At 70.2% G+C, this 13,068-nt stretch carries 14 protein-coding genes and 1 tRNA gene; 4 read left to right on the top strand and 11 right to left on the bottom strand.

All coding sequences use genetic code 11. From position 1 onward, the window contains the following. Positions 1-387: 387 nt before the first annotated feature. From rplL to J2S57_RS14620, 10 genes are all read right to left on the bottom strand, one after another. Positions 388-771: a 50S ribosomal protein L7/L12 gene (rplL, locus tag J2S57_RS14665; RefSeq protein ID WP_307242925.1), complete on the bottom strand. Its 384-nt coding sequence runs from the start codon at positions 769-771 to the stop codon at positions 388-390. Positions 772-886: 115 nt separating this feature from the next. After that, positions 887-1,453, bottom strand: coding sequence for a 50S ribosomal protein L10 (gene rplJ, locus J2S57_RS14660; protein ID WP_307242923.1), 567 nt, complete (start codon positions 1,451-1,453; stop codon positions 887-889). A 235-nt stretch (positions 1,454-1,688) separates the two neighbouring features. Next, positions 1,689-2,111, bottom strand: coding sequence for a response regulator (locus J2S57_RS14655; RefSeq protein ID WP_370882472.1), 423 nt, complete (start codon positions 2,109-2,111; stop codon positions 1,689-1,691). Then, the gene (locus J2S57_RS14650) at positions 2,108-3,838 is read right to left on the bottom strand and encodes a CHASE3 domain-containing sensor histidine kinase (protein WP_307242921.1); all 1,731 of its coding nucleotides are present in this window, start codon (positions 3,836-3,838) and stop codon (positions 2,108-2,110) included. The genes J2S57_RS14655 and J2S57_RS14650 overlap by 4 nt, the downstream gene beginning before the upstream one ends. Continuing rightward, positions 3,835-5,031, bottom strand: coding sequence for a PP2C family protein-serine/threonine phosphatase (locus J2S57_RS14645; protein ID WP_307242919.1), 1,197 nt, complete (start codon positions 5,029-5,031; stop codon positions 3,835-3,837). The genes J2S57_RS14650 and J2S57_RS14645 overlap by 4 nt, the downstream gene beginning before the upstream one ends. Before the next feature lie 241 nt (positions 5,032-5,272). Continuing rightward, positions 5,273-5,980, bottom strand: coding sequence for a 50S ribosomal protein L1 (rplA, locus tag J2S57_RS14640; RefSeq protein ID WP_370882471.1), 708 nt, complete (start codon positions 5,978-5,980; stop codon positions 5,273-5,275). An 83-nt stretch (positions 5,981-6,063) separates the two neighbouring features. Further along, positions 6,064-6,495, bottom strand: coding sequence for a 50S ribosomal protein L11 (gene rplK, locus J2S57_RS14635; protein ID WP_307242917.1), 432 nt, complete (start codon positions 6,493-6,495; stop codon positions 6,064-6,066). Between the two features lie 34 nt (positions 6,496-6,529). Further along, complete coding sequence (gene nusG, locus J2S57_RS14630; protein WP_307242915.1) at positions 6,530-7,303, bottom strand: transcription termination/antitermination protein NusG; 774 nt, start codon at positions 7,301-7,303, stop codon at positions 6,530-6,532. 100 nt (positions 7,304-7,403) lie between these two features. Further along, positions 7,404-7,625 (bottom strand): preprotein translocase subunit SecE, encoded by a 222-nt coding sequence (gene secE / locus J2S57_RS14625; protein ID WP_307242912.1) that lies wholly within the window; start codon positions 7,623-7,625, stop codon positions 7,404-7,406. A gap of 162 nt (positions 7,626-7,787) precedes the next feature. Continuing rightward, a tRNA-Trp gene (locus tag J2S57_RS14620) sits at positions 7,788-7,860 on the bottom strand. 210 nt (positions 7,861-8,070) lie between these two features. On the opposite strand from J2S57_RS14620, the gene J2S57_RS14615 reads away from it, so the two are divergent. From J2S57_RS14615 to J2S57_RS14600, 4 genes are all read left to right on the top strand, one after another. Continuing rightward, positions 8,071-8,904: an ABC transporter ATP-binding protein gene (locus tag J2S57_RS14615; protein ID WP_307242910.1), complete on the top strand. Its 834-nt coding sequence runs from the start codon at positions 8,071-8,073 to the stop codon at positions 8,902-8,904. Continuing rightward, positions 8,897-9,703 (top strand): ABC transporter permease, encoded by an 807-nt coding sequence (locus J2S57_RS14610; protein WP_307242908.1) that lies wholly within the window; start codon positions 8,897-8,899, stop codon positions 9,701-9,703. The genes J2S57_RS14615 and J2S57_RS14610 overlap by 8 nt, the downstream gene beginning before the upstream one ends. Continuing rightward, complete coding sequence (locus J2S57_RS14605; protein ID WP_307242906.1) at positions 9,637-10,905, top strand: sensor histidine kinase; 1,269 nt, start codon at positions 9,637-9,639, stop codon at positions 10,903-10,905. Before J2S57_RS14610 ends, J2S57_RS14605 begins: the two co-directional genes overlap by 67 nt. Positions 10,906-11,019: 114 nt before the next feature. Continuing rightward, complete coding sequence (locus J2S57_RS14600; RefSeq protein WP_307242904.1) at positions 11,020-11,655, top strand: response regulator; 636 nt, start codon at positions 11,020-11,022, stop codon at positions 11,653-11,655. Here J2S57_RS14600 and J2S57_RS14595 read toward each other — a convergent pair. Then, positions 11,648-12,922, bottom strand: a complete 1,275-nt coding sequence (locus J2S57_RS14595) for a hypothetical protein (protein ID WP_307242901.1) — start codon at positions 12,920-12,922, stop codon at positions 11,648-11,650. The genes J2S57_RS14600 and J2S57_RS14595 overlap by 8 nt on opposite strands. Positions 12,923-13,068: the final 146 nt, after the last annotated feature.

The raw sequence follows: 13,068 nt of genomic DNA, 5'->3' as shown, positions 1-13,068 counted from the left end.
GGTACGACCGTCCCACCTGCATCTTCACGCTCTCCGGCGGTGCTTGCAGAAAGAGCATGACAAGCCCTCAGATCAGCGTCAACCCCACGCGCCGCGACATTCCGGCGACCGGTGCGCGGACTTTGCGTCGACTTCCGGTCACGTTCACCGCTCGCCACCCGTGGGGCGGGGCATCAACCAGAATAACGAGCCTGCTACCTGGCCGTTCGGCCGACCGGGTGAGGGGCCCCCGAGAATGAGGGACGCGTCGGCCGGGTGAGCCGGTCCGCTCACCGATTCGGGGCAGTGCGGTGTGAATCACCCCAAAACAGCGGTTCCCCGCACTGCCCACGGATGGACGGTACGGGGAACCGATGAGTCAGAACTGCCCGGCGGACCGGGCGGTCATCACTTGAGGGTGACGGTGGCGCCGGCGCCCTCGAGGGCCGCCTTGGCCTTCTCGGCCGTCTCCTTGTTGACCTTCTCGAGCAGAGCCTTCGGGGCGCTGTCGACGAGGTCCTTGGCTTCCTTCAGGCCCAGGCTCGTGAGGCCACGGACCTCCTTGATGACCTGGATCTTCTTGTCACCGGCAGACTCGAGGACGACGTCGAACTCGTCCTTCTCGGCCTCGGCCTCGGCCGGGGCGGCGCCGCCACCCGCAGCGGCCACGGCGACCGGGGCGGCCGCGGTGACGTCGAAGGTCTCCTCGAAGGCCTTCACGAACTCGGAGAGCTCGATCAGGGTCAGTTCCTTGAAGGCGTCGAGCAGTTCGTCGGTGCTGAGCTTCGCCATGGTGGCTATCCCTTTCGGTACTGCGTTGCGAGTCATGCTGCGCAACGAGGTCTGGAGAAGTGGATCTGCTTCGCAGGATCCAGATGGTTCTGAGGGTGCGGGACTGACCTGAAGGTCAGGCCTCCACGGTCTCGGCCGCGGGCTCGCTCTCGGCCGCGGCCGGAGCACCGGCGGCCTGCTTCTCGCGCAGGGCCTCGACGGTGCGGACCGTCTTGGAGAGCGGGGCCTGGAAGAGGACGGCGGCCTTGGTGAGGGACGCCTTCATCGCGCCGGCCATCTTGGCCAGCAGGACCTCGCGGGACTCCAGGTCGGCGAGCTTGCGCACCTCGTCGGCGGTGAGCGGGTTGCCGTCGAGGAAACCGCCCTTGACGACGAGCGCCGGGTTCGCCTTCGAGAAGTCACGCAGGCTCTTGGCCACCTCGACCGCGTCACCGGTGACGAACGCGACCGCGCTCGGACCGGCCAGCTCACCGTCGAACGCGGTGATCCCGGCGTTCTGCGCGGCCAGCTTCGTCAGCGTGTTCTTGGTGACCGTGTAGGTCGCGTGCTCCGCAATGCTCTTACGCAGCTGCGTGAGCTGGGAGACGGTCAGTCCTCGGTACTCGGTCAGGACCGCGGCGTTGGAACCGCGGAACTTCTCGGTGAGTTCTGCGATCGTCGCAGCCTTGTCTGCCCGTGCCATGGGACTCCTTCACTTCTGTTGCCGGTGCGCTCACGGCCCGCAGAAATGCGAAACGCCCCGGCGCAGGCGCACGGGGCGTTGAAGAACCTTGCCGAGGCAGGAATTTCAAAGCTCTACCGGTCACCTACGCTGGCCGCCCACACATTGCGGGACCTTCAGCCGATCCTGAGTGAGGACGGCAACCGGCGATCTTTGGCTCTGTCAAGAGTACGGGTTCCGGGCCCAGAAACCAAAATCAGTGGTGCGGGAGCCTCACGATGCTCACGAAGAAGTCGTCGATCTGCCGCACCACGGCGACGAAGCTCTCGAAGTCCACGGGCTTGGTCACGTAGGCGTTGGCGTGGCCGTCGTAGCTGCGCAGCACGTCTTCCTCGGCCTCCGACGTGGTCAGCACGACCACCGGGATGTGCCGCAGCTGCGGGTCTGCCTTGACCGCCGACAGCACCTCCTGGCCGTGCATCTTCGGCAGGTTCAGGTCGAGCAGGATCAGGTCGGGCGGCAGCGCGTCGGCGTACGGGCCGCGCCGGTACAGGAAGTCCAGCGCCTGGGCCCCGTCGCCGACCACGTCCAGCCGGCTGGTCACCCCGGTGTCCTCCAGGGCCTCCCGGGTCATCACCACGTCGCCCGGGTCGTCCTCGACCAGCAGCACCGCGATCAACGGCCCACCGCCCCGACCGTGTCCCCCGGCCCCAGAGCCTTGGCCGGCCTGGCCGACTCCGCCGGCCCCACCGCGTCCGCCGCCTTCTGCTCCGTGGTCAGGGGCAGGGTCCAGCGGATGATCGTTCCCGGCCCGTCGCCCTCCCCCGCCGTGCCCCCGGACCCGACCGGCGCGTCCGTCGTCGCCGAGGAATCGGGCCGCACCGCGCCCGGGTTGGCGGGCGACTCGTCGACCCAGATCCGGCCGCCGTGGTACTCGACGATCTTCTTGCACATGGCCAGGCCGATGCCGGTGCCGCCGTAGACCTCCTTGGCGTGCAGCCGCTGGAAGATCAGGAAGACCCGCTCGGCGTACTCCGGCTCGATGCCGATGCCGTTGTCGGAGCAGGCGAACTCCCAGAAGTCGCCCTGGCGCACGGCGGTGATACGCACCCGCGGCACCGCCCCGGCCCGGAACTTGATCGCGTTGCCGATCAGGTTCTGCAGCAGCTGGGTGAGCAGCGGAGCCTCGCCGTGCACCACCGGCAGGTCGTCGGCCTCGATCTGCGCGCCGGACTCCTCGCGCGCGGCCTCGAGGTTCAGCATCGCGTTGCCGAGGCAGTCGGACAGGGCCACGTCGGAGGCGGGCGTGCTGATCCGGCCCACCCGGGAGAACTCCAGCAGGTCGTTGATCAGCTGCTGCATGCGCTTGGCACCGTCGACCGCGAAGTGGATGTACTGGTCGGCGCGGTCGTCGAGCTGACCGCCGTAACGCCGCTGCAGCATCTGGCAGAAGCTGGCCACCTTGCGCAGCGGCTCCTGCAGGTCGTGCGAGGCCACGTAGGCGAACTGCTCGAGCTCGCGGTTGGAGCGCTGCAGCTCCTGGGTCTGCTCCTCGAGGATCGCCCGGGCCCGCACGGTCTGGCGCCGGGCCTCGTCGGCCTGGTCGATCTCCTCGACCAGCTTCTGCCGCATCGACTCCACGTCGTTACCGAGCTGGACGAACTCGGGCGGGCCCAGGCCGATCACGGCGTGGTCGTACTCACCGTTGGCCACGATGCGCGCCTCACCGGCCAGGTGCGCGACCGGGTTGCTCACCCAGCGCCGCATCAGGATCCACAGCACCACGCCGGCGACCAGGCAGATGATCGCGCTCAGCACGCCGATGGCGAAGCCCAGGTTGGTGACGCGGGCCAGGTGGTCGGCCGCCGCCTCGCGCTCGGGACGCAGCGTGTTGATGGCCTCGTTGTACTGCGTGCGGAAGTTGTCGAACAGCTCCCGGCCCTCGTCGAAGTCCTTGCCGCTGAGGTCGTCGCCGTTCTGGATGCTGCGGATCGTGGGCGCGGCCCAGTCCGAGTACCAGACCTCGGCCGCCGCCTCCGCCTCCTGCATCGCCGGGATCGCCGCGGTGTCGGGCAGCACCCGGCCCAGGGTGTCGGAGATCGGGTTGTCCCAGGGCTGGTCCGAGTCGTTGAGCGGGGTCAGCGCCGACGGGTCGTGGGTGAGGGCGTAACCCCGGATCGCGGTCTCCGAGTCGAGCATCGCGATGAAGTAGTTCTGCGAGGCGCGCAGGCCCTCGTAGTAGTCGCGCACCACCTCACGCTGCACCTGCCGGGTCTCCAGCAGGGTCAGCACGGCGGCCGTGACCACCCCGGTCAGCAGCGCCACGACGACCACCAGGGCGGCGGCGATCCGGCCGTGCACACCCCAGACCCGCGGCTCACGCATGCGGTTCCACCACGTGGTCACTTGAACTCCCTCGGCCACTGCACCGCGATCACCGCGACGTCGTCGGGCAGCTCTCCCCCGTGCGCGTCTTGCACCCGGTCCAGCAGGTCGTCCACCACCTCGGCGCCGTCGTCGCCGACCGTGCGGCTGGCCTGGGCCAGCTCGAGCAGGCCGGGCACACCCAGCTCGTGGTGCAGGCCACGGCCGCGCGAACCCTCGACCAGGCCGTCGGTGTAGAAGAGCAGGCGCCAGCGGGCCGGCAGCGTGATCTTGCGACCGCGCCAGGCCCCGGGCGGGAGCAGGCCGATCGCCATGCTCGCGGGGTCGCCGGGCAGCTGGGTCGGCACCGGGTCGAGCAGCATCGGCGGCAGGTGCGCGGCCAGCCACAGGTGCGCGGTGAGCCGGTCGGCGTCGATCACGCAGAGCGTGGCCTGCACGAAGATCTCCTCCGAGCGGCGCTCCCGGATCAGCAGCTCCTCGAGCACGGGCAGCAGCCGGCCCGGGTCGACGCCGGCCATCACCAGAGCGCGCCAGGCGACGCGCAGGCTGACCCCGAGGGCCGCCTCCTCGGGACCGTGCCCGGCCACGCCGCCGATCAGGATGAACACCCGGCCGTCGGGGGCCTCGACCACGTCGTAGAAGTCGGCGCCGAGCAGGTCACCGGCCTGCGGGCGGTAGCGGGCGGTGACGCCGAGGGCAGGGTCGCGGGTCTGGGTCAGCGGCAGCAGGCCACGCTCGAGACGGGCGTACTCCTGGGTGCGCACCTCGCTGGCGTAGAGCTGGCGGGACTGCTCCTCGGCCCGGCGCCGCTCCATCGCATAGCGGATCGCCCGGCTCAGCAGCTCACCGTCGACCTGGCCCTTGACCAGGTAGTCCTGGGCACCGGCGGCGACCGCGGCGGCGCCGGAGCGCTCGTCGTCGAGACCGGTGAAACAGATGACCGCGACGTCGGAGGCCTCGTCGAGCAGGCTGTGCACGACATCCAGCCCCTGCCCGTCGGGCAGTCCGAGGTCGAGCAGGACACAGCCGAACTTGTTGCGGCGCAACAGATCTCGAGCCTGCTTGAGGCTCCGGGCCCGCACGATCTCGAAACCGCTGCCGGCCAGGTCGAGCAGGTCCTCGACGATCAGGGCGTCCCCGTCGTCGTCCTCGACGAGCAGCAACCTGCTCTCCGAGCGGGCCGCGGGCTCCTCCAGACGTTCCGTTTCGTACACCGGGCCCTCCGCCCCACACGTTCCGCGCACAGCAGACAGCGCTGGAGCCCGGCTGCTGGACCCTCGCCCTCCGGGAGCACTCCCGTCAGGCGTCGCGCCCGTTAACCCTACCTTGCGGATCAGTAGAAAAAGACCGTCACCGGGCGCCTCGTGGCGATCATGAGAACGGCCCTATTCGCAGTGTGCGAACAGGGCCGTTCTTCGGTTCAGAACCTCACCGGGAGGTGCCGGGGAATCAGGCTCAGGCCTGCTCCTCCAGCGCCCGCACCGCGTTCGGGTCGACCGGGATGCCCGGGCCCATCGTGGTGGTGATGGTCGCCTTCTTCAGGTAGCGACCCTTCGCGGCGGACGGCTTGAGGCGCATGACCTCTTCGATCGCGGCCGCGTAGTTCTGCACCAGCTGAGACTCGGTGAACGAGGTCTTGCCGATGATGAAGTGCAGGTTCGAGTGCTTGTCGGTGCGGAACTCGATCTTTCCGCCCTTGATCTCCTCGACGGCCTTGGCGACGTCCATGGTCACCGTGCCGGTCTTCGGGTTCGGCATCAGGCCACGGGGACCGAGGACCTTACCCAGACGCCCGACCTTGCCCATCAGGTCGGGCGTGGCGACGACGGCGTCGAAGTCGAGGAAGCCACCCTGGATCTTCGTGATGAGCTCGTCGGAGCCGACGATGTCGGCACCCGCGGCCTCGGCCTGCGCGGCACGGTCACCGGTGGCGAAGACCAGCACCCGGGCGGTCTTGCCGGTGCCGTTCGGCAGGTTCACGGTGCCGCGCACCATCTGGTCGGCCTTACGCGGGTCGACACCGAGACGGAACGCGACCTCGACGGTGGCGTCGTACTTCGTGCTCGACGTCTCCTTGGCCAGCTTGATCGCGTCGAGCGGGGAGTACAGCTCGTCGCTGTCGATCTTCTCCGCCGCTGCGCGGTAGGACTTGCTGCGCTTCATGATTCTCCTCCAGGAGAAGTGTGGTCGACGGACCGCGCCCGGCCCTGCCACGTGGTGCTGTGAAAAAAGTACGGGTGAGAGGCTCAGCCCTCGACGGTGATCCCCATCGAGCGGGCGGTGCCGGCGATGATCCGGGACGCCATGTCCAGGTCGCTCGCGTTGAGGTCTTCGAGCTTGGTCGTGGCGATCTCACGGACCTGGGCGGCGGTGAGGTTGCCGACCTTGGTCTTGTGCGGCTCGCCCGAGCCCTTGGCCACACCGGCGGCCTTCTTGATCAGCTCGGCGGCCGGCGGGGTCTTCGTGATGAAGGTGAAGGAACGGTCTTCGTAGACCGTGATCTCCACCGGAACCACGCTGCCGCGCTGGCCTTCGGTCTTGGCGTTGTAGGCCTTGCAGAACTCCATGATGTTGACGCCGTGCTGACCGAGCGCAGGCCCGATCGGCGGGGCGGGAGTTGCCTGGCCGGCATTGATCTGCAGCTTGATCAGAGCTGAGACCTTCTTCTTGGGGGGCATGACCTTGTTCCTTTTTCCGGGTGTTTAGGTGCGATCAGATCTTGGAGACGTCGGCGAACGAAAGTTCCACCGGGGTCTCCCGACCGAAGATCGAGACCAGCACCTTGAGCTTCTGGGCGTCGGCGTTGATCTCGGAGATGGTGGCCGGCAGGGTCTCGAACGGCCCTTCCATCACGGTGACGGTCTCGCCGACCTCGAAGTCGACGACCTTCACCTCGGACTTGCCGGGGCTCGAGGACTTGCTCGTGGATTCCGCCGGCGCCAGGGCCGGGGCGAGCATCGAGAAGACCTCGTCGAGGCTCAGCGGAACCGGCTGGTGCGTGTGGCCGACGAAACCGGTGACGCCCGGGGTGTGCCGGACGGCGCCCCAGGACTCGTCGGTGAGGTCCATGCGGACCAGGACGTAACCAGGGATCCGGACCCGGCGGACCTGCTTGCGCTGGCCGTTCTTGATCTCGGTCACGTCTTCCATCGGCACCTCGACCTGGAAGATGTAATCCTCCATGTTGAGGCTCGTGGTGCGGTTCTCGAGGTTGGCCTTGACCCGGTTCTCGTAACCCGCGTAGGAGTGGATCACGTACCAGTCACCGGGAGCGCGGCGCAGACCCGCCTTGAACTCCTCGACCGGGTCGCCGGGCTCCTCGTCGTCCGCACCGGCGGTGGGAACGGACTCGGGCTGCGCGTCGTCCGTCTCGTCCTGCTCGAGGGCGCCGGCCACCTCGTCGGTGGCGGCGTCGTCGGAACCGTCCTGCGCCGTGGTGGCGAGGTCGGTGTCCTCCTCGGTGAACTGCTCGGTGTTCTCGGACACGCTTGTCCTGCTTCCCTTCGTACGTTCCGGCCCGCTCACGGAGTGGTCGGGCCGGCTCTCAACGCTCTCGATCGTGCACCGGAGCCGCCGCGCAGGCGACTCAGCTACCGCCGCCGAACGCCCAGAGCACGAACTTGCCGAAGCCGAAGTCCAGCGCCGACACGTAAAGCATCACGGCGAGGACGAAGATCAGCACCACGGACGTGTAGGTGATGAGCTCGTTCCGGGTGGGACGGACCACCTTCCGCAGCTCGGCCACGACCTGCCGCAGGAAGAGCAACGGCCCGCCCCTGCGCTTCTTCGTCGATGACGTGCTGCTCACGGTCCTCACCTGGTTGTCTGGGGCCTGTCGTCAGGCCCGGGCCTTCCCAGGCCCGCGCCACGGCGTGGATCGGGTCGGTCCAGTGATCGTGGCCCGCACCGAACATGTCGGTACGGGCCCTGTCAGTTCCGCGACACGTCCTGTTGCCGCGAGCACATCCCGCAGGGCAGGAGGGACTCGAACCCCCAACCGCCGGTTTTGGAGACCGGTGCGCTACCAATTGCGCCACTGCCCTACGAGTGGAAATCACTGCCAGGCACACACCATCGGCGTGCGAGATCCTGGCGGTGCGTGACCACCCGGGCGAGAGTCTACGCATCCAAGGGCGCCCGGGTCGAACTGGCACCTCAGAGCGGGTGTCGCCGCCCTGGTGTCCACCGGATGGTGGACGCCTGTCAGCCCCTTGGTCGTCCCGGTACGGCAGTGCGGTGAACAGGATGGACACATGTCCACCGATCCCCCGCACATCCGGGTTCGCTCTCTCGTCAAAGAGTACGGCGCTGTGCGTGCCGTCGACGACCTGGACCTCGACGTCCCCGCCGGCGAGGTCTTCGCCCTGCTCGGCCCGAACGGTGCCGGCAAGACCACCACCACCGAGATCCTCGAGGGCTTCCGCGAGCGCGACGGCGGTGAGGTCTCGGTGCTCGGGGAGGACCCGGGCCGGGCCGGGCGGGCCTGGCGCGCCCGGATCGGCATCGTGCTGCAGAGCAGCGACGACTACGCCGAGCTGACCGTCGGCGAGCTGGTCGGGCACTTCGCCCGGTACTACCCGCGGCCGCGCGACGTGGACGAGGTGATCGACGCGGTGGGCCTGGAGCCGAAGCGGAACAGCCGGGTGCGGAGCCTGTCCGGGGGCCAGCGGCGGCGTCTGGACGTGGCGCTGGGCATCATCGGGACGCCGGAGCTGCTGTTCCTCGACGAACCCACCACCGGTTTCGACCCGCAGGCCCGGCGCTCGTTCTGGGAGCTGGTGCGGCGGCTGCGTGACGAGGGCACCACGATCCTGCTGACCACGCACTACCTGGACGAGGCGGAGCAGCTGGCCGACCGGGTCGGGGTGATCGCGGGCGGGCGGCTGGTGGCGGTGGACACCCCGGCGCGGCTGGGCGGGCGTCACGAGCAGCGGGCACGGGTGGTGTGGCGGGACGGTGAGGAGCTCACCCCGGCGCCGACCGCCCTGGTGGCCGCGCTCTCGGAACGGTATGCGGGCGAGGTGCCGGACCTGCAGGTGCTGCGCCCGACCCTGGAAGACGTCTACCTCGGGATGATTCATGAATAGGACTCTGCCGAGCGCGTTCTCGCTCGGGCTGGCGCGCACCGGGATCGAGCTGAAGGAGTTCTTCCGGCTGCGCGAGACGGTGGTGTTCACGTTCGCCTTCCCGGTGATCCTGCTGTTCGTGTTCGGTTCGGTGTTCGACGACGAGCTGGCCCCGGGGGTGTCGTTCACCCAGTACTTCGCGGCCGGGATGATCGCCTCGGGAATCGTGCTGTCGAGCTTCCAGACCCTGGCCATCGGGATCGCCGTGGAGCGCGACGACGGCACGCTGAAGCGGTTGCGGGGCACGCCGATGCCACCCCTGGCCTACTTCCTCGGCAAGGTCGGGCTGGTGCTCGTCACCGGCCTGGTGCAGGCAGCGGTGCTGCTGGTGGTCGGGGCCCTGCTGTTCGGGCTCGAGCTGCCCACCGACCCGATGCGGTGGCTGCGTTTCGCCTGGGTCTTCGGGCTCGGGGCGGCGGCCGGCACGGTTCTCGGCATCGCCTACTCCTCACTGGCCCGCTCGTCGAAGAGCGCGGCCGCGGTGGTGAGCCCGGTGGTGATCGTGCTGCAGTTCATCTCCGGGGTGTTCTTCGTCTTCACCGAACTGCCGGGCTGGATGCAGACTCTGGGCTCGGTCTTCCCACTGCGCTGGCTGGCCCAGGGCATGCGCTCGGTGTTCCTGCCGGAGGAGTTCGCGGCGGCCGAGGTCTCCGGCTCCTGGCAGCTCGGGCTCACGGCGCTGATACTGACCGCATGGCTGGTGATCGGGACGCTCCTGGCGTTGCGGACGTTCCGCTGGCAGCGGCCCGGGAGCCGGTGACGGGCGGGCCGCACGTCTGGGACCGGTTCGCGCGGGCCTGGGGCGCCGCCTTCTGGATCTTCATGGCGGTGGCGGCGATCCGGCTGGCGACCGCCTCGGACATGACCGGTCCGGCCCGCACCCTCGCGCTGGCCTGCATCGGGGTGATCGCCCTGGCCCTGCTCGCGCTGCGGCCCGACTCGCACGTGCCGGGCAGCGGCCGGGCGGAGACCGCCTACCTGGTGATCGCCGTGGCGGCGACCGGGGTGGCGTGCGCCGCCGACCCGTCGCTGGCGCTGCTCTTCTGCATCGTGTTCCCACAGATCTGGCTGTTCGCCCCGCGCAACCAGAGCGCGCTGGTGCTGACCGTCTCGCTCGGGGTCGCGGGCACGCTGGGCCTGATGACCGGCGGGGGCTGGGACGCCGAGAACGCCGGGCACACGCTGCCGATCATGGTTCTGAGCACCGGGTTCTCGGCCCTGATGGGGTTGTGGACGCAGGGCATCATCGACCAGTCGGCCGAGCGCTCGCAGCTCATCGCCCAGCTCGAGCAGACCCGTGCGGAGCTGGGCCGGGCCCATCACGCGCAGGGGGTGCAGGCCGAACGCGAGCGCCTGGCCCGGGAGGTCCACGACACGCTGGCCCAGGGCTGGACCAGCATCGTGATGCTCGCCCAGGTGGCCCGGGCGTCGCTGGAATCGCCCGGTGGGACGGACGTCTCGCGGCTCGACGAGCGGCTCACCACGATCGAGGACGTGGCCCGCGACAACCTCGGCGAGGCCCGGGCCCTGGTCGCGGCGTTCGCCCCGGTCGCGCTCGACGGCACCACCCTGGCCGATGCGGTGCGCCGCCTGGTGGGGCGGTTCGGGGCCGAGACCGGGATCGCCGCCGAGGCCGAGGTGAGTGGTGACCTGTCCGGCCTGACGCGTGATCTCGAGGTGGTGCTGCTACGGGCCGTGCAGGAGGGGCTGGCCAACGTGCGGCGGCACTCGGGCGCCGGTTCGGTGACGGTGCGGCTCGGCAGCACCCCGCAGGACGCGTGGGTCGAGGTTCGCGACGACGGTCAGGGTTTCGAGATGGAGGACGCGTCGGCCCCGGCGGGGTACGGCCTCACCGGGATGCGCGACCGGGCCCGCGCCGGCGGAGGCCGGCTCGACGTGGTCACCGCGCCCGGGCAGGGGACGAGCATCCGGGTGCGGGTACCGAGGCCGGCCCGTGCCTGATCACCGGCGTCCGGTGACCACCGGCTCACCCGACCCGGGAGGCCCGGGCGACCGGGGCGTCCTCAATTCGGCCGTGACGACATGCTTCTCGCTCTGACGGAGGGACTGAGACCCGTGATCCGGATCCTGGTCGCGGACGACCACCCGATCGTGCGCGCCGGCCTGGCCGGGCTGCTCGACGTCGAGCCCGACATGGAGGTCGTGGGCGAGGCCGGGGACGGTCACGAGGCCGTCGCGCGAGCCACGACCCTGCGGCCCGACGTGGTGCTGATGGACCTGCGCATGCCCGGCCTCGACGGCGTCGGGGCCACCCGGGCGATCACCGCGGGTCTGCAGGGCACCCGGGTGCTGGTGCTGACCACGTACGACACCGACGACGACATCGTGCACGCGGTGGAGGCCGGGGCCACCGGCTACCTGCTGAAGGACGTGCCCCGCCCGGTGCTCGTCGACGCCGTGCGGGCGGCGGCCCGGGGCGAGACCGTGCTGGCCCCGCCCGTCGCCGCGAGACTGGTGTCGCGTCTGCGTGCCCCGGCCCCCGCCAACCCGCTCACCCCGCGTGAGGTCGAGGTGCTGCGGGCAGTGGCGAAGGGGATGACGAACGCCGAGATCGGGCGGGCCCTGTTCATCGGCGAGGCCACGGTGAAGACCCACCTGCTGCGGGTTTTCGCGAAGCTCGGGGTGGACGACCGGACCCGCGCGGTGACGATCGCGATGGAGAAGGGGCTGCTGCCCACCCGCCTCAGCTGACGCCCACCCGCTGGAACTCGTCGATGCCGAGCTGACCGAACGCCTCCTTGAAGGTGGTGTGCCGGTGCAGCTGGGCCAGCTCGTAGCGCCAGGTGCCGAGGTCTTCGAGCCACAGCCGCACGAACCCGGCGAGCTCGTGCGCCCCGATCCGGTGCAGCTGCTCCTGCCCCGCCCGCACCGCGCGCAGCTGCACCGCGGCCTCCGGGTCGGAGCCGGCCCGGGCCTGCAACCGCCCGGCGACCTCGGCCACCATCGCCCGCCGCCCGGCCAGCACCTGCTTCCAGTAGGCCGGCTGCCGGGCCGGCTCGACCAGCCCGTCGCGGTCGGCCGCCGGCCCCTGCCCGACCAGGCCGAGCAGGACGTCTTCGGGGGAACGGTGCAGCAGGGCGAAGAGCCCTTCCCCGAGCACGTCGCCGAACTCCTCGCGCGCCGCCCGCGCCGGGTCGAACGGGTTGTAGGCGATCTGGTCGACGTTGCCCGGCATGGCCATGCGCCGGTCGCGCACGGCCTCCCAGCAGAACAGCCAGTCTTCGTTGTAGACGCCCGGGAAGTACGGCAGGGCCCGGGTCAGATCCACGAGCAGGCATCCCCCGGCCAGGAAGGTGCCCTGCTCGAGGCCGACCACGCGCCGGGCGTGACAGACCACCGAGTTGTCGGGGAACTCCTGGGCCGGCCAGCTCGCCATCGACGCCCCGCCGGGCCCCAGCACCGCCGTGGCCCGCAGGATGTCCGCGGCCGGAGGGGGCTGGATGTCGTCGTCGAGAAACAGCAGACGGCGCCAGCCCAGCTGCCGGGCCAGGAGCAGCGCGACGTTGCGCTTGGTCGAGACGTCGAGGTACGGACGCGTGCGGCTGCGCACCTCCGCGGTTCTCAGCCGGGTGAGCAGGGCCGCCCCGGGGACCTCCTCGGCCGATCCCCCCGGCAGTTCCCAGCGGGCCAGCGGGATCAGCCGGTCGGCCGGTGACCCGTGATGTCCTGTCTCGTCTCCGGTCTCACCCTCGGTCTCGTCGAGCGCCAGTTGCCGGGTGTGCAGGCGCCGCACCGCGATCGGAGGTTCGGCGGGCACGGTGAAAGCCACGCCCTGCCAGCGCTCCAGCTCCCGGGCGACCTCACCCACCCGCGCCCGGGCACTGCAGGCCACCACCAGCGGAGCGCCCAGGTCTTCGGCCAGCCGCACCGCGTGGCGCAGCCGGAAACTCGGCCGGCTCGCCGGTACGACCACCGCGTCGATCGAGGGCGGAAAGGCCTCCGGCCAGTCCGCCCGCACCAGATGCGCATGCGATGCCCGATGCGCGACGATCTCTTGCTTCTCCCCGTCCAGCACAGGTTCCCGCCTTTCCCCGTGCAGTGACAGCGCGTGGCGGGTGAAGGCCGCTGCCAGGCCGGGACCGCCCGTCCTCAGCCGCTACCGAT

Source organism: Kineosporia succinea (assembly GCF_030811555.1).
GTDB lineage: Bacteria > Actinomycetota > Actinomycetes > Actinomycetales > Kineosporiaceae > Kineosporia > Kineosporia succinea.
Note: the sequence above shows the minus strand (reverse complement) of the source record. Positions and strands in the feature narration are given on the sequence as shown.

Bases quoted from the DNA above. Each gene is read 5' to 3' on its own strand.
- rplL (WP_307242925.1), bottom strand. From the start codon at position 771: ATGGCGAAGCTCAGCACCGACGAACTGCTCGACGCCTTCAAGGAACTG.
- rplJ (WP_307242923.1), bottom strand. From the start codon at position 1,453: ATGGCACGGGCAGACAAGGCTGCGACGATCGCAGAACTCACCGAGAAG.
- rplA (WP_370882471.1), bottom strand. From the start codon at position 5,980: ATGAAGCGCAGCAAGTCCTACCGCGCAGCGGCGGAGAAGATCGACAGC.
- rplK (WP_307242917.1), bottom strand. From the start codon at position 6,495: ATGCCCCCCAAGAAGAAGGTCTCAGCTCTGATCAAGCTGCAGATCAAT.
- J2S57_RS14615 (WP_307242910.1), top strand. From the start codon at position 8,071: ATGTCCACCGATCCCCCGCACATCCGGGTTCGCTCTCTCGTCAAAGAG.
- J2S57_RS14610 (WP_307242908.1), top strand. From the start codon at position 8,897: ATGAATAGGACTCTGCCGAGCGCGTTCTCGCTCGGGCTGGCGCGCACC.
- J2S57_RS14605 (WP_307242906.1), top strand. From the start codon at position 9,637: ATGGCTGGTGATCGGGACGCTCCTGGCGTTGCGGACGTTCCGCTGGCA.